This window comes from Neolewinella maritima (assembly GCF_923081025.1).
Lineage (GTDB): Bacteria > Bacteroidota > Bacteroidia > Chitinophagales > Saprospiraceae > Neolewinella > Neolewinella maritima.
The window spans coordinates 214,013-230,242 of the sequence record NZ_CAKLPZ010000002.1; the positions used below are offsets into that span (position 1 = coordinate 214,013).

General features: G+C 62.0%; 14 protein-coding genes. 10 read left to right on the top strand and 4 right to left on the bottom strand.

From position 1 onward, the window contains the following. The first annotated feature begins 91 nt into the window (after positions 1–91). Genes trkA through MJQ68_RS09250 form a run of 3 tightly spaced genes read left to right on the top strand, consistent with a single transcriptional unit; the run spans position 92 to position 3,510 of the window. Positions 92–1,432, top strand: coding sequence for a Trk system potassium transporter TrkA (trkA, locus tag MJQ68_RS09240; RefSeq protein ID WP_238750768.1), 1,341 nt, complete (start codon positions 92–94; stop codon positions 1,430–1,432). Between the two features lie 14 nt (positions 1,433–1,446). Further along, a complete protein-coding gene (locus MJQ68_RS09245; protein ID WP_406612898.1) occupies positions 1,447–2,919 on the top strand; it encodes a TrkH family potassium uptake protein in 1,473 nt (490 codons plus the stop codon). Between the two features lie 57 nt (positions 2,920–2,976). Beyond that, a complete protein-coding gene (locus MJQ68_RS09250) occupies positions 2,977–3,510 on the top strand; it encodes a hypothetical protein (RefSeq protein ID WP_238750770.1) in 534 nt (177 codons plus the stop codon). Between the two features lie 11 nt (positions 3,511–3,521). Here MJQ68_RS09250 and MJQ68_RS09255 read toward each other — a convergent pair whose 3' ends face one another. Beyond that, positions 3,522–3,971 (bottom strand): hypothetical protein, encoded by a 450-nt coding sequence (locus MJQ68_RS09255; RefSeq protein WP_238750771.1) that lies wholly within the window; start codon positions 3,969–3,971, stop codon positions 3,522–3,524. Positions 3,972–4,009: 38 nt separating this feature from the next. On the opposite strand from MJQ68_RS09255, the gene MJQ68_RS09260 reads away from it, so the two are divergent. Further along, positions 4,010–5,260, top strand: a complete 1,251-nt coding sequence (locus MJQ68_RS09260) for a M16 family metallopeptidase (RefSeq protein ID WP_238750772.1) — start codon at positions 4,010–4,012, stop codon at positions 5,258–5,260. On the opposite strand, the gene MJQ68_RS09265 is transcribed toward MJQ68_RS09260, so the two are convergent. Continuing rightward, positions 5,238–7,901, bottom strand: coding sequence for a choice-of-anchor L domain-containing protein (locus MJQ68_RS09265; RefSeq protein ID WP_238750773.1), 2,664 nt, complete (start codon positions 7,899–7,901; stop codon positions 5,238–5,240). The genes MJQ68_RS09260 and MJQ68_RS09265 overlap by 23 nt on opposite strands. 216 nt (positions 7,902–8,117) lie before the next feature. Here MJQ68_RS09265 and MJQ68_RS09270 point away from each other — a divergent pair, with 216 nt between their 5' ends. After that, the gene (locus MJQ68_RS09270; RefSeq protein WP_238750774.1) at positions 8,118–8,420 is read left to right on the top strand and encodes a hypothetical protein; all 303 of its coding nucleotides are present in this window, start codon (positions 8,118–8,120) and stop codon (positions 8,418–8,420) included. On the opposite strand, the gene MJQ68_RS09275 is transcribed toward MJQ68_RS09270, so the two are convergent. Next, positions 8,421–9,134, bottom strand: coding sequence for a response regulator transcription factor (locus tag MJQ68_RS09275; protein ID WP_238750776.1), 714 nt, complete (start codon positions 9,132–9,134; stop codon positions 8,421–8,423). Then, complete coding sequence (locus tag MJQ68_RS09280) at positions 9,131–10,432, bottom strand: sensor histidine kinase (protein WP_238750777.1); 1,302 nt, start codon at positions 10,430–10,432, stop codon at positions 9,131–9,133. The genes MJQ68_RS09275 and MJQ68_RS09280 overlap by 4 nt, the downstream gene beginning before the upstream one ends. Before the next feature lie 181 nt (positions 10,433–10,613). Between MJQ68_RS09280 and MJQ68_RS09285 the strand changes: the two genes are divergently transcribed. The 5 genes from MJQ68_RS09285 to MJQ68_RS09305 all read left to right on the top strand — a co-directional run bounded on the left by MJQ68_RS09285 (position 10,614) and on the right by MJQ68_RS09305 (position 16,191). Further along, positions 10,614–10,967 (top strand): rhodanese-like domain-containing protein, encoded by a 354-nt coding sequence (locus MJQ68_RS09285; protein ID WP_238750778.1) that lies wholly within the window; start codon positions 10,614–10,616, stop codon positions 10,965–10,967. Further along, positions 10,964–11,326 (top strand): rhodanese-like domain-containing protein, encoded by a 363-nt coding sequence (locus tag MJQ68_RS09290; protein ID WP_238750780.1) that lies wholly within the window; start codon positions 10,964–10,966, stop codon positions 11,324–11,326. Before MJQ68_RS09285 ends, MJQ68_RS09290 begins: the two co-directional genes overlap by 4 nt. A 56-nt stretch (positions 11,327–11,382) precedes the next feature. Beyond that, positions 11,383–11,904 carry a DUF421 domain-containing protein gene (locus tag MJQ68_RS09295; protein WP_238750781.1) on the top strand — a complete coding sequence of 174 codons (522 nt, stop codon included), beginning with the start codon at positions 11,383–11,385 and terminating at the stop codon, positions 11,902–11,904. 15 nt (positions 11,905–11,919) lie between these two features. Next, complete coding sequence (locus MJQ68_RS09300; RefSeq protein ID WP_238750782.1) at positions 11,920–13,122, top strand: hypothetical protein; 1,203 nt, start codon at positions 11,920–11,922, stop codon at positions 13,120–13,122. A 183-nt stretch (positions 13,123–13,305) separates the two neighbouring features. Continuing rightward, on the top strand, positions 13,306–16,191 hold the full coding sequence (locus tag MJQ68_RS09305; protein ID WP_238750783.1) for a replicative DNA helicase: 2,886 nt from the start codon (positions 13,306–13,308) through the stop codon (positions 16,189–16,191). The last annotated feature ends 39 nt before the right edge of the window (positions 16,192–16,230 follow it).

The window sequence follows — 16,230 nt, forward strand, 5'->3', positions numbered from 1 at the left end:
GGCGTATATCCACCGCAGCTGCGACCGAGGTGGCCTCTTATGTGTTGGGTAATACCGACCTTTGCGGCCGGTCGAACCCCAATTGCCAATTATGAACATCGTCATTGCCGGTGCCGGAGACGTAGGGTTTCACCTGGCGGAACTGCTGGCCACCGAAAACCAGAACATCGTGCTGATCGACAACGACCAGGACGTGCTCGACTACGCCGGCTCCCACCTGGACGTGCTCACCGTGCGCGGCGACGCCACCAGCATCGCCACCCTACAGTCGGCCCGGGTGGGCAACGCCGACCTGCTGCTGGCCGTCACCACCAGTGAGCAGACCAATATGATGGCCGCCATCCTGAGTAAAAAGATGGGGGCCACGCGCGTGATCGCCCGGGTGGACAACGAGGAATACCTCGAGGGCGAGGGCACGGCCACGATCTGCTCCCTGGGTATCGACCAGCTCATCAGCCCCCGCCGGCTGGCCGCCCTGGAGATCGAGCGGCTGATCAAGAAGTGCTCCTTTACCGACATCTTCGAATTCGAGCACGGCAAGCTCTCGCTGGTGGGCATCTCCCTGGCCTCCGACTCCCCCCTGGCGGGCAAGAGGCTCAACCAGATCGAGGGGCTCAATAACCGCGAGGAGATGCAGCTCATCGCCATCCTGCGCGGTCACCACACGATCATCCCCCGCGGCAATACCGAGCTCAAGCGCTACGACCACATCTACTTTATTGCCCGGCCCGGCGACACCAAGCTGGTGGAGCAGTTCGTAGGGGTGAAGCCCCGCACCGTGACCAGCGCCATGATCATGGGTGGCACCGACCTGGCCATCGCCACGGCCCGCCGCCTGCAGTACGGTTACAAGGTCACCATCGTAGAGAACGACAAGAAGCGCTGCCAGCACATCACCGAACTGCTCGACAACGTGCTGGTGGTCAACGGTGACTTCACCAACTTCGACCTGCTGGAGGAGGAGGGGCTGTCGAAAATGGACGCCTTCATGGCCCTGACCGAAAATAGCGAGACCAACATCATCGCCTGCCTCACCGCCCACAACCACGGGGTGTACAAGACCATCGCGCAGGTGGAGAACAAGGAGTACGTCCACATCAGCCAGAACATCGGCGTAGACACCCTGATCAATAAGAAACTACTGGCCGCCAACGACATCTTCCGCTACGTGCGCAAGGGCAATGTAGAGGCCATCACCACCCTACAGGGCGTGGACGCCGAGGTGATCGAGTACGTCATCACCAAGACGAATCGCCTGACCAAAAAAACGCTCAAGGAGCTGCACTTCCCGGATACCGCCCTGATCGGCGGCGTGATCCGGGGTGACGAGACCATCATTCCCAACGGGTCCTCCCAGCTCCAGCTGGGCGACCGCGTCATCGTATTCGCCAAGCCGCAGGCCATCCGGCGGCTCGACGAGTTGTTCCGCTAAGCGGTATGCGGGAACTGATCAACTACCGGCCCATCGCGCGCGTCGTCAGCGTACTACTGGTCATCATCGGCGTACTGATGTGGACGGGCGTACCCTTCAGTGCCTACTACGACGAGCCCACCCAGCCGCTGCTCTATGCCGGCGTGACCACCCTCGTAGCCGCCGGCCTGCTCTGGCTGATCTCCCACCGCAAGAAAGACGGACGTACGGCCAGCGTAGCCATGCTCTCCATCCACAAGCGGGAGGGCTACCTCATCGTAGCCCTGAGCTGGGTGGCTATGACCGTCTTCGGCATGCTGCCCTACCTCTACAGCGGCATGCTACCCAGCGTTCCGGATGCACTGTTCGAGACGGTATCGGGCCTCACCACCACGGGGGCGTCTACCCTTACGGATATCGAGATCCAGCCCCGCGGCCTGCTCTACTGGCGCAGCCTCACGCAGTGGATCGGCGGCATGGGCATCATCGTGCTCACCGTTGCCATCCTGCCCCTGCTCGGCATCGGGGGCATCGAGCTCTTTGCGGCTGAGGCGCCGGGGCCCACCTCGGATAAGCTGCACCCCCGCATCAGCGAGACGGCCAAGCGCCTCTGGTTCATCTACGTGGGCCTGACCGTACTGGAAGGCTTCCTGCTGTATTTCGCCGGCCTGTCGCCGTATGAGGCGATCAACCATGCCCTGACCACCATGGCCACCGGCGGATTCAGCACGCGCAACGCCTCGGCGGCAGCCTTTTCGCCTACGATCCAGTACATCATCATCCTGTTCATGTTCCTGGCCGGCGTGAACTACACCCTGCTCTACCTGGGCATCAAGCGGCGCTGGTCGGAAGTCTGGCGGAGCAGCGAGCTCAAGGCCTACGTGGGCCTGATCGTCGTGCTCACGGCCATATTCACCGCCCGGGTATCCTACCACACCGAGGATACGCTGGAGCAGTGCTTTCGCGACAGCATGTTCCAGATCGTGAGCCTCATCACCACTACGGGCTTCGTCTCGGCCGACTACACCAGCTGGGCCAACAGCCTGACCATGGTCTGCTTCGTGCTCCTGTTCCTGGGGGCCTGCGCGGGCTCTACCTCGGGCGGCATCAAGCTGATCCGCCACCTCGTGTTCTTCAAGAATAGCTACCTGGAGTTTAAGCGGCTGATCCACCCTCAGGCCATCGTGCCCCTGCGGCTCAACGGACAGATCGTACCGGGCCGCATCATCACCCACATCTTCAACTTCCTGCTGCTATACCTCATGATCTTCGTGCTGGGTAGCGTGGTGCTGAGCATATTGGGGCTGGACTTCATCACCGCCGTCGGGGCCATGGCCACCAGCCTAGGCAACGTAGGGCCGGGCATCGGCGGCGTGGGCCCGACCGACAATTTTGCCTGGCTCAGTCCCGAGATCAAGCTATTCCTTAGCTTCGTCATGATCGTGGGCCGGCTGGAGATCTTCACCGTACTCATCCTCTTCACTCCCTACTTCTGGCGCCTCAACTGATCACGTCAGGGGGCGGGGGCGCAGGTGCAAAGCACGGCCATTAAAGGACTTAGCAAGTTGACATTCACCGAATACAAACCAGCTGACTTTTCCCTCGCTCCGCAGCGCAACCCGCTGGGGGAGATCAGGTGGTGGAAGTTTCTGGGGGGTGCGGCCTACACTAATCCGCTGCACGACCTGCTATATGCGCTGTCGCGCAGTTCGGAACCGCGCCCGACCCGGGACCGGCGGCAGCTCCGCTTCGAGGATCATGGCCTCGCGATCGTGCAAGCTCCGCCCGGCGAGACGCAGACGTATACCTACGCCGAGCTTACAGAGCTGCACCTAGATTATACCTGTTTTCCCAGGCCCGACAACCACCTGGCCGGAGGGTCCTTCTTTCTGCGGCTCAGCCTGTGCGGTTCGGATATAGACACTACGATCGATCTGCGGTCGACGCACTCCCAGTGCCAGCAAGTCATCAAGCTGCTCTACGCCCGGCGCGTACGCTTTCGCGAATACTACATGGGCTCCCGCTCTTACTTACTGGAACCCAATATCCCCTACCAGCGGGTGCAGCAACTCAAGGCGGACTACGGCATAGAGTGGTAGGATGGGTAGTACTAATTAGCCGCCAGCCAGGTACGGCGCAGCATGCGGCAGGAGCGCTCGCTGCCGGCGTCGTCTACGGCCAGCTGCATGTGGGTGATGGCGGTGCGCATCAGTGCCTGGGGCTCCTGACCGGTCACGCAGTCGCAGTGCAGCGTGCTGTCTCCGCGGGCGGCGTAGAAGCTTAGGGCGTAGCAGGCGGATCCCGTGGGCGCTGCCCGGCACCTGCGGCCCCGCCCCGGAAACAAACGGGTGGAGAAGGTGCGTGCGGGGTAGTCCAGGTGGTGGAGGGGGTGCTGGCGGTGGGTAAGCGAGCCGCTGCCGTCGCCGTGTACGCGCAGCGACCAGCCGTCGGGGGTGCGAAGCTCCAGGTAGTCGAGCGGGGAGACGGGGGAGTGGGAGACGGGACCGCAACACCACAGCAGGGGCAACAACAGACCGGTAAGCAGGCGGGCGGTGGGCATGGCAACTATACCGATGCGGTGGCGGTTGCGTTTGGCGTATGCAGTTTGAGAATTATACCCTGGACAACGGACTCACCGTCCTACTCCACCACGATCCGGAGCGTACCGTAGTCACCGTGAACGTGCTCTATAAGGTGGGCAGCCGCAACGACCCACCCCACCGCACGGGCTTCGCCCACCTGTTCGAGCACCTGATGTTCGCCGGCTCCAGGAACGTACCCAACTTCGACGACGCGCTGCAGCTGGCCGGTGGCGAGAACAATGCCGTGACCAGCAGCGACCATACGCTGTATTACGACGTGCTGCCGGCCGAGAACGTAGAGACCGCCCTGTGGCTGGAAAGCGACCGCATGCGGCAGCTCCGCTTCAGCCAGCGGTCGCTGGACAATGAAAAACGGGTGGTCGTGGAGGAATTTCGCGAGACCTGCCTGGAGCAGCCCTACGGTGACCTCTACCACCACTTCAATGCCCTGATCTACCGCCAGCACCCCTACCGCTGGCCGGTGATCGGGCAGGATATCAGCCACATTCAGCAGACCACCCTGGCAGAGGTCAAGGCCTTCTACGCCCGCTACTACCGGCCGGACAACGCCATCCTGTGCCTGGCCGGTAGCTTCGACCCGCTGACGATCCGGGAGCGTATCGCGCACTGGTTCGGTGATATACCCGGCTCCGACCCCGAGCTGCCCCGGCCCGTGATCGCGCCCGAGCCGGAGCAGGACGCGCCCCGCCAGCTGACGGTGTACGGCGAGGTACCCAGTCCGGTGGTGTACCTGCACTTTCGTACCGTGGACCGGCTCCACCCCGACTTCCCCGCCACGGACGTACTGAGCTTCCTGCTGGGTGGCGGCCGCTCCTCGTGGCTGTACCGGCGGCTGGTGCGGGAGACGGAACTGTTCGCCGAGGTGAGTGCCGGCATCAACGACAATCTGGAGCACGGCGGCATCATCGTAGAGGCCCGCCCGAGTGAAGACGTGGACTACGCGGACGCCCGCCAGGCGCTCTTCACCGCCATCGACGCCCTGGTGGAGCAGGGGATCGGAGACGAGGAGCTGGCCAAGGTCATCCATCAACTGGAGCAGCGCAACCACTACCGGGAGGCCAACATCAGCAACCGGGCCAATGAGCTGGTCTTCTACGCCGCCCTGGGGCAGCCGGAGCTGGTCAATACCGAGATGGAAAGCTACCTGTCCCTCACCGTAGCGGAGCTCAATCGGGTAGCCCGTAAGTACCTGGTGCCCCAGCGGCGAGTAGCACTCGAATACCTCAGCGCGCCAGCAAGACCGTAGACCCTCCGTCGCGTACGATCTGCCCGTCGTAGAGCTGTACCTGGGCTACCCACAGGTAGGTGCCCGGCAGGGCGGGGCGGTCTCCGAGTAGTCCGTTCCAGCCGCGGCTTGCACTGTTGGGCGGATAGTCGCCGTCGGAATAGACCTGCTCGCCCCAGCGGGTATAGATCTGGAAACTGACGATCCGCTGCACGAGATCGGCGTTCGCGAATACGGCTACGAAGTCGTTGTTCCCGTCCCCGTCCGGAGAGAATACATTAGGTACGTAGATAGGCTTACGGCCATCTACGGCTACGTAAGTCGTGAGGCTATCGGTACAGCCGTAGATATCTCTGATGATGAGATTCACGTCCTGCGTAAAGGGCGCGCTGATGGTAGGATTGGGGCAACTAGGGCAGTCGAAGAGCTCGGCGGGCTGCCAGCTGTAGGAAAACAGTTGGGAGGGGGGCACCCGATAGTTGAGCTCGACCTTGGTGGTCTCACCCACCTGCTGGGGGATGAAGCTGGGCAGTACGATCGGGAAGGCCGCGGCGCGGGGCAGAAAAAATTCCGGCTGTTCGATCTCGCAGCCCCTGGCATCACGAATGCGCAGCAGGTAATAATCACCGGCCGTGACGGTACGCCAAAAGTCTTCCCCACCCCGGTACGTTTCTCCGTCGGTGCTGTAGGTGTAGGGCAGTACCCCACCCCGGGCCGTCAGCGAGAGGGGTGGTCGGCGCAGGTCCTCGCACTCCACCTCTACCGGCCGGATCGACTCCGGATCCAGCAGCACCACCACACTGGTATCGCTGCAACCCAGTGCATCGGCGACGGTGAGCGTGTAGGTGCCTTCCGTCAGATTACCTATTTGCGGACCAACGACGGGCTCGCCATCCAGGCGGTACGCATAGGGCTCGATGGTGGGTAGGTGGGTGGCCGATATTTGTCCGTCCTCCGCCCGGTAACACGTGGGGTCTTGGTAGGATGTATTGAGTACCGGCTTGTAGAAGTCTACCCGCAGTTGTTCGTCGACGGTGCTGCTACATGTTTGATCGGCTACGGTGATGATCTGATAGGTACCGCTGCGATCTACGGGCCAGCCCTCCCCGGCGGTCAGTGGGACGTCGGGCTGCCGCTCCCCGTCGATCAGGTAGCTCAGCGTGAAGGGGCCATTGCCCTGCAGGTCGGCCAGAATCTCCTGCGACTGGTTCCAGCAGGCGGTCAGGTCCTGGGCGGGGAAGGCAACCGTAGGCGGAGCGGTTTCCTCGGTGGCCGCCCGCCACTGTACGGTCGATCCACAGGCGTCCGTCAGGCGTAGGGTCACGGTATCGGGCAGCGATTCGTTGATCTCGGGGTTGGGGGAGGTACTTCCGAAGCTCCAGTCGTAGGTGAAGGGAGGCACGCCGCCCTCGATCTCGGCGGACAGGCGCGAGCCTCCTCCCCGGCAGTAGCGGAACGGCTCCCCTTCAGCAATACGCGGTGCGGTGGGTTCGCGGACGATGATGCGCAGGGAGTCGACATTGCAGGCGCACGGCAGGTCGAGCAGCAGGAAGGCTTCCTCGTCTCCTTCGGTGACGTTGTCCGGCAACGCCCGCACGGGCACATCGACGAACGTGCGGCCGGCGGGGATCACGACGCGGCCAGTACCTGCATCGAAGTCTGCCGTATCACTAGCGACCGAGGTGGTGCCAAGGCGGTAGGTGACGGTCTGTGCCCGGTCCAGCTTAGAGTCGGGCTGCCGGCTTATGCGCAGGGTACTAGGTTCACATCCTTCGTACACGATCAGGGGTTCCTGCGCACCCTGCGGCCCCGCCAGGATGGCACCGGCGCCTAAGTCAAAGCTCCCCCCCTCCAGAAAGACGGCGGAATCGAGTTCGTCATCGGCAATGTCGGCGATCACTAACCGGATGTGGTAGGTCGCGCAGGGCTGTACGCGCAGGGTAGCGGTAAGCACCGTGGTCTGCCCGTCGAACTGTACGGTCTGAATGCGGGGACTGTTGCCCGTAGCGCCGCGGCAGCTTCCCGCGCCTCCGGGTGTCGGGGTGTTGTCGAGAAAAAACTGCTTGTTTTTTTCGTCGTTGATACTATTGACGGTAACGGGAGAGCTGGTGCCCGGTACGCGGGCCACGTTGACCGCGTTGTTGGAAAAGGTGCCGGTGTAGCCGGGTCCGCTAATGAAGAAGCCAAAAATGTCGTTGAACTTAGCCCCTACGAACTCACAGTACTCTTCAGAAGCGAAGACGTAGCGAAAGGTGACGGTCGACTCTAACGGGATGAAGTCGAACTCCAACCCGCTGCGGTCGAAGACGCCGTTCTTATCCACCAGGTCCAGGTCCTGATCGTTGGTGGGTCCGGTAAGCCGTGTGCCTTTGTCGCGGGTATCATTCGGCCCCGCCGCATCCGTGATTTTTCCGGTGGATAGAATGATGCCCCGCTCGAAGCCGACGATATCGCTCTGCCCCTCGAAGTAGCCGATACCCGCCTGATTTTCTCCGATCGCCTGGACGTTGAAGATCGTCTTGCAGCGATCGGTAGCAAACACCTCCGTCACCAGTCGTTCGGCGCTGTAGTCGGGGTCCAGGGTGAGCCCGCTCGCTTCCGACTGCGCCAGCAGGGGCACTACGGCCCACCAAGCTACCAGGAACAAGAACGGTCTTAACAAAGCACTGAATTATTGGCCAAAAGGAGGGCGAACTAGCATAGCCCCGTGGTAAAATACACAAAGATGTACCTATGGGGTAACCCCCTAACTACGAACATATTGCACTTTACGGATTGCCGGCCCTGCGATAACAGTAGGTTCACTCCTCGAAACCCGGGGCCCTCGCGGCTTGTTCGGCAGGAGCACCCGAACCGCTCAGGCCACACGCCATACGCTATGTACATCTTCCTCTTTGTCGTTATCGTGGCACTTTTTCTGGCCATGCTGTTCGTCAATCTCTACTTCCGGGCCAAAGTGCTGCGCGCCTACCGCGTGCTGGTGCAGACCGATGTAGACTTCACCGCCGCCCAGATCCTGAACCGCCAGCGCATGGAAGAGGAGGTCGTACCCGCCTACCCGCAGCAGGCCCAGGCCATCCGCGATTTCGGTAATTACCTACGGCGCAGTATCCGCATGGCTACCGTACTGCTGCTGCTCATCACCTGCTTCGGTGCCCTGCTGATGTGGTACCGCAACTGATCAGTCCGCCGCCGCGATCGTGAGCGTAAAGCCCACCCCGTGGATGTTCTCGATCCTGACCCGCGCGTCGCGCCGCAGGTACTTGCGCAGCCTACTGACGAACACATCCAGACTACGCCCCAGGAAGTAGTCGTTGGTGCCCCAGATCTGCTCCAGGATCGTAGCCCGTTCGAGCACCTGCTCACGCCGGCTACTGAGCAGCTGCAGCAACTCCGCCTCGCGACGGGTCAGCCGCCGCGGGCTAGCCTCGTCCGGATGAGACAGCCGCAGCTCCCGCACCTCGAAGCGGTACGCACCCAACTGACCCGGATCGAAAGCCGCCGCCGCTACGGGCCGCACCCGGCTGCGCCGCAGGAATACCTCGATCCGCAGGATCAGCTCCTCCACGCTGAAGGGCTTGGTGATGTAGTCGTCCGCCCCCAGGCGCAGTCCCCGCAGACGATCTTCCTCGAGGCTCTTCGCGGTCAGGAAGAGGATGGGCATGTCGCGATCCTGCTCCCGCACCAGGCGCGCCAGTTCGAAGCCGTCCACGCCCGGTAGCATCACGTCCAGCAGGCATAGGTCGACCCCCGAGGTCCCCTCCCGGATGCGCTCTGCGGCGGCGGTACCGTCATTCAGGTGCTCTACGGTAAAGCCGTGCAGTTCGAGGTTATCGCGGGTGACGAAGCCGAGGCCCTCGTCGTCCTCCACGTACAGTAGGCGGGCGGCACTCATGCGGGTACGGCGGCTTGGGGTACGGGAGTGAGCGGGAGCCGCAGGTGCAGGGCCGTACCGTAGCCCGGCGCACTCTCCACCCGGATGTTCCACCCGTGGGCCCGGCAGATCTGGCGCACGTAGTAGAGGCCCAGTCCGAATCCCTTTACGTCGTGCACGTCCCCGGTCGGTACCCGGTAGAACTTCTCGAACACCCGCTCCTGGTGCTCCGCGGCGATGCCCGGTCCGTCGTCGTGGATGGACAGGTGCAGGTGGCGGTCGGCCACGTGGCCCGTGATGGCGATACGGGGCGGCGTACCACCGTACTTGATGGCGTTGTCGAGCAGGCTGTGCAGAATATTGGTCAGGTGCAGGGGGTCGGCGTAGAGGGGCACGGCCCGGTCCGGCAGCTGCCAGCTTAGGTGGCCGTCGCGCTCCTCAGTGCGGGCGCGGGCGCTGCTGAGCAGGGGGGGCAGCAGCTCCTGCAGGTCGATGCGCTCCCGCCGCAGGGTGAAGCCGCCCTTCTCCGTGCTAGCGATCTGTAGCACGTTCTCCACCTGCTCGTTGAGCCGCTGGTACTGGGCGTGGATGAGCTGGGCGTAGCGGCTTAGTCGGGCATCACCCGCCACGTGCGGGTCGCGCGCCAGCACCCCGGCCGCGATGCGGATGGTCGACAGCGGGGTCTTGAACTCGTGGGTCATGTTGTCGATGAACTCCTTCTGCATGGTCGCCAGCCGCCGCTGCCGCAGGATCACCAGCAGGGAATAGGCAAAGAAGGCGACCGTCAGGATCAGGATGACCGACAGAAACACTACCAGCTGCATCTTCTGCCAGATGTAGCCTACGCGGGTGGGGAACTTGACGCCGAAGTAGTACAGCAGGCCCTCATCAGGCGGCAGGTAGCTACCGGTCTCCGGATCGGTGGGTAGCTGCTGGGATTCGGCCGTGCAGTAGCCCCCGTAGGCCATCTCGTTGGTGGAGCAGTCGAAGATGGCGTACTCGAAGTCTACGTCGAGGTGCAGCCGCTGCAGCTCCTGCTGCATCAGGTACTCCAGCCGCTGGGCGTTGATCTCGCTCTCCGTATTGACGATAAAGTAGTTGCTGCTGCGCTGCCGCACGATGTCGCGCTTCGGCAGGTCGGCGTCGTTCTCCGCAGCCAGCTGCCGGGCCACGCCGTAGAGCGCCAGCTGCGCCTTCTGGCTGAACTCGGTATCGTTCAGGTTCCAGGTCGTAGCCACCCAGTAGGTTTGCATCCCGATGATGCCGAGGATGGCAATCAGGCCCAGGACGATGACCCGTCGTATGACGTTGTGGTGCATGACTGCCGAAGATCGGGTAGCAAACACAGAACGCCGGCATGCTGCCCGAAGATTAACATGGCGTTTGCAAGGTCGAGGCGTTGCACGCCGAGCAATCTCAGTCGCAGCTGGCATACACTCGGCGTGCAACGCCTCGACCTCTGCCCCGTATCTTTGTGGCTCACCATCCCCGCCGCCGCCCATGTCCGTCACCCCCCCGGCCTGCCCCATCCCCCGCTGGCAACTGCTGAAGCAGGAGCTGACCAACGTCGGCCCGGCGGACTTCGACCGCCTGCGCGCCACGGCCGCCCCCGGCACCCTGCTCGATGTGCGCCGGGCCGAAGAGTACGGCAGCTACCACCTGGAGGGGGCCATAAACGTGGACTACCTGGGGCCCGACTTCCTGGAACAGCTCGACGCCCTGGACCCCGACCAGACCTACCTCGTGTACTGCCGCAGCGGCCGCCGCAGCGTCCGCGCCTGTACCCTGATGCGCAACGCCGGCATCACGCGGCTCGTGCACCTCGACGGTGGCATCAATGCCTACGACCGGTGAAGCCGCTGTTGTACAGTCTGTGCCTGATCGTCTGCGCCTGCGGCACGTCCCCCGCACCCGCGACCACGCCCTATGACGTGACGCAGGAGGAATTCCGCGCACGGATGAACGATAGCAATGTGGTCATCCTGGACGTACGCACCCCCGCCGAGACCGCCGGGGGCATGATCGAGGGCGCGCGGGAACTGGACTTCAATGCCGCCGACTTTACCGAGCGGCTTGACAGCCTGGACCGCGACGCGACCTACCTCGTGTACTGCCGCAGTGGCAACCGCAGCGGCCAGGCCTGTGCCCTGATGGACCGCATGGGCTTCCGCGAAGCGCACAATCTGGCCGATGGCTATCTGCAGTGGAAGTGAGGCCCGACGAAACATACCGGGTGGCTAAGTGGGTTGTGGGTTTAAACGAGTTCCCCATGTCTGACTGGTTCATCGCGAGCGGCGCTACGCTGCTGCAAACGGCGGTCTCCGCTTTTATCATCTTTGCCGCCATGCTGCTGCTGGTGCGGCTGGCCGGCCTGCGCACCTTCGCCAAGATGTCGAGCATCGACTTCGCCACCACCATCGCGATCGGCTCGATCCTGGCTAGCGTGGTGATCAGTAAGTCTACCTCGGTGCTACAGGGCGTGGTGGCCCTGGCGTCCATCGTGATCTTCCAGCAGCTGTTCGCCAAGCTCAAGTTCGCCTCCAACGCCTTTGAGGACCTGGCAGAAAACAACCCTACCCTGCTGATGGACGGGACGGAGTTCCTGATCGACAATATGCGCAAAACGGGCGTCAGCCGCTCCGACGTCATCGCCAAGCTGCGGGAGGCCAACGTGATCCAACTTTCGGAGGTGCGGGCAGTCGTGCTGGAAACGACCGGCGATATCTCTGTACTCCATGACTCCAATGATACCAGGCTGCAGGACGTGCTACTCGAAGGGGTGGAGCGCTAAGGCTACCTTTGCCGCATGGCCGAGTACCACATCAGCGAAAACACGGATTGGAAGGAATGGCACGGCGTACTGGACGTCGTCTATGCCGGCAACGCCCAGTACGTCTACCCCCTGCGCAGCGACATCGAGGGCATCCTCAGCGACAAGAACGCGGCCTTCACCGGCGATAACCTGCGGCGGTGGGTAGTGGTAAGCGGCGGGCACGCCGTGGGCCGCATTGCCGCCTTCATCGACGAGGAGCGCAACCGGGAGCAGACGCTGCCGGCGGGGGGTATGGGCTTCTTCGAGTGCATCGCCAGCCCCGCGGTGGCCGATCTGCTCCTGCAAACGGCCGAAGACTGGTTGCGCGGCCGCGGGATGCGGTGTATCGACGGACCGATCAACTTCGGCGAACGCGACAAATTCTGGGGCCTGCTGACCCGGGGCTGGTACCGGCCAATCTACCAGGAGACCTACAATCCGCCCTACTACCAGGCCTACCTGGAGCAGCGCGGCTACGTGCCCCACGAGCAGTGCCTGACCATGCGGGGCGTAGTGTCGGAGTTCCCCGGCGAACGGCTCGGTAAGCTGGCCGCCCGGGTACGCGAGCGCTACGGCCTGTATACCAAGCAGCTGGACGCCAACAACCTGCAGCAGGGGGCGGACGACTTCGCCGAGGCCTACAATGCCGCCTTCAATCACTGGCCGTACTTCAGGCCGCTGACGGGAGCGGACATCTACCCCACCTTCCAGCAGATGAAGCCCATCATGGACCCCCACCTGACCTGTCTGGCCTACAACAAGGAAGGCCGACCCATCGGACTGGCCGGCCTGATCCCCGACATCAACTGCTTCCTCGGCGGCGTGAACGGTAAGCTCGACTGGCGGGGGCTCCCCAAATTCCTCTACCGGCTCAAGTTTCAAAAGCAGCCGCGCGACTGCAAGGGTATCGCTTTCGGTATCGCGCAGGACTACCAGCGGCAGGGGGTATACCCCCTCATGGTCGACGCCATGTTCCAGAGCGGCAACCGCCACACCAGCCGCACCTACCGCCACGTCGATATGGCCACCATCCGCGGCCACAACAAGCTCATGGTCGACACCTGCCGGCAGATGAACACTGACATCCACCGCGTCCACGTCGCCTACCGCAAGGCCCTGGTGGAGGATGGCAGTTGGGAGCCCTTCGCTATGATGGATGTGAGTACAGTTCCTCTGGGGCAGTACGGGGTCGGTTAAACACGGATTGCACGGATTATGGGCACGGATTGGACACGGATAATCCGCGCTGAAATCCGTGAAGTAATCTGTGAAGTAATCTGTGAAATCTGTGTTTAACCCAAAGTTTTCCACAGAAAAAAGCCGTTCTCCACAGCCTTTTACACAACAATTTGTTTAGAAAAGGACCTATCTTTACAACTGATGGCTAAGGACAAACAATACGACCGCCGCAGCGGCAGTGGCAACGGTAGTACCGTGGCGGCCTACTCCAACCGCAACCGCCTGGAGGAGGCCAACCTGCCGTCGTACAGCAAGCTGCCCCCCCAGGCTCCGGACCTGGAGGAGGCGATCCTATCGGCCATCCTGATCGAGCGGGAGGCGATGACCAAGGTGCTGGACATCATCAAGCCGGAGAGCTTCTACAAGCCGGCTCATCAGGAGATCTACCGCAGTATGCGGCGGCTGTTCGAGCGCAGTCAGCCCATCGACCTGCTCATGGTCGTGGAAGACCTGCGCAAGAACGAGACCCTCGAGGTCGTGGGTGGTGCCGGCTACCTCGCCCAGCTCACCAGTCGGGTGACCAGCTCGGCCAACATCGAGTACCACGCGCGGATCGTAACCGAGAAGTTCATCCAGCGCGAGCTCATCCGCACCAGCGCCGAGATCATCAAGGACGCCTACGAGGACAGTACCGACGTACTCGACCTGCTCGACAAGGCCGGCAGCAACATCTTCACCATCACGGAGGAGAATATGGGCAAGCAGGTCGCCGACATGGGCAGTCTGGCCAATCAGCTCCTGGAGCAGCTTACCGACCTCCGCTCCCGCGAGGGCGGCCTCACCGGCGTAGCTACCGGTTTCACCGAGCTGGACCGCCTCACCTCCGGCCTACAGCGCTCCGACCTCATCATCGTAGCCGCCCGTCCGGCCATGGGTAAGACCAGTTTCGTGCTCTCCATGGCCCGCAACGCTGCCCTGGGTGCCAAGGCCGACAAGCCTACCCCGGTCGCCATCTTCAGTTTGGAGATGAGCGCCGCCCAGTTGGCCGGCCGCATTTTCAGTCAGGACGCCGAGGTGAACGGCCAGAAAATGCGCAACGGCAAGTTCACCGACGACGAGTGGGAGCGCCTGGTCAACGCCATGACCCACGTCGGCGAAGCCCCCATCTACATCGACGATACCCCCGGCATCAACGTCTTCGAGCTGCGCGCCAAGTGCCGCCGCCTGAAGCTCGAAAAGGGCATCGGCATGGTCATTATCGACTACCTGCAGCTGATGTCCGGCGCCGGCGAAGGCAATAAAGGCGGCAACCGCGAGCAGGAAGTATCGGCCATCAGCCGCTCGCTCAAGGGCCTGGCCAAAGAACTTGAAGTACCGGTGATCGCGCTATCGCAGCTTTCCCGTGCCGTAGAGACTAGAGGGGGTGATAAACGGCCTCAATTGAGTGACCTGCGTGAGTCGGGGTGTCTTACCGGTGATACGTTGGTGACCCTCGCAGAGGACGGCCGGCGCGTTGCCATCAAAGAACTGGTCGCGCGCTACCCCCGGGGGGGCTTCCAGGTCTGGGCCACGGACGATGACTACCGCTTAGTGCCCGCAATGGTCTCCTCCGCCTTCTCTACCGGTATCAAGCAGACGTACCGGCTGACCACCAAGCTCGGTCGCAGCATACGGGCTACCGCCAACCATAAATTTCTCACAATTAAGGGTTGGAAGCGGCTGGATGAATTGAAGGATGGTGAGCATATAGCTATGCCGCGAGCGTTGCCCGCCGGTTTAGCTACTAAGGTCATGAGTGAAGCTGAACTGGCTTTACTCGGTCATCTGATCGGGGATGGCTGCACACTGCCCAAACACGCTATCCAGTACACTACGCGGGAAAACGATTTGGCTGATATAGTATCTGCCCTCACGGTGAAGTGTTTCGGAGACGAGGTCACCCCGAGAACTAAGCAGGAAGGTTCAAAGAAGACCGGTGCTAAATGGTTTCAGGTCTATCTGAGCTCTAACCGGAAGCATACTCATGGTGTGCGTAGTGCGGTATCGGAGTGGCTGGCAGCCTTAGGCGTATGGGGTCTGCGATCTCATGAGAAGCATGTACCTGACCGCGTGTTTCAGCAGAGTCAGTCACGAATTGCACTCTTCCTTCGTCACCTCTGGGCTACGGATGGATGCATTAAACTGGTAGGTGGAAAGAAGCCTTACCCAGCGGTCTACTACGCTTCCAGTAGCGAACGTCTAGCTAAGGACGTGCAACACCTATTGTTGAACGTAGGAATTACTGCCCGCATCAAATGCGTAGATCAAGCGCTGAAAGGTCGAGATCAGTATCACGTAATTGTGACGGGACAGCATGACCTTCTGAGGTTCATTGACCAAGTCGGCGCGGTAGGTGCGTACAAATCTTCTGCACTTGCCGATATAGTCGACTACCTGGCTACCCGCACTGCGAATACAAATAGAGATGTGATCCCCAAAGAGGTATGGCACGACGAAGTGATTCCATCGATGCAACTACTAGGTGTTACTACCCGTGAAATGCAGGCCACCATCGGTACACAGTACTGTGGATCTACACTATACAAAAGCAACTTGAGCCGCGATCGCGCCCGCACCGTAGCTAGCGCCGTAGATTCACTATATCTGAATACGCTCTCTACCAGCGACGTATACTGGGATCAGATCGGTTCCATTATTCCCGATGCTACCGAAGAGGTATTCGACCTCACCGTGCCCGGCCCCCACAACTTCGTAGCCGATGGCATTGTCGTCCACAACTCGATCGAGCAGGACGCCGACATGGTCATGTTCCTCTACCGCCCCGAGTACTACAAGATCACTGAAGACGAGCAGGGCAACAGCCTGGCCGGCGTAGCCGAGATTATCGTAGGCAAGAACCGTCACGGCGAGGCCCGCGACATCCGCCTGCGCTTCGAGAGCGACTTCGCCCGCTTCAGCGACCTGGAAGACCTCGACTTCGATCTGCTGCCCTCCGGTGCCATCACCGGTGGCAGCCAGCCCCAGCAGCCCTACGGCGGCGGCACCCTGCCCAGTAAGATGAATACCGACGACGATATCCCGTTCTAGCTACAGGAGTGAGCGAGCCACGTAGCGTATGGAGAGGGG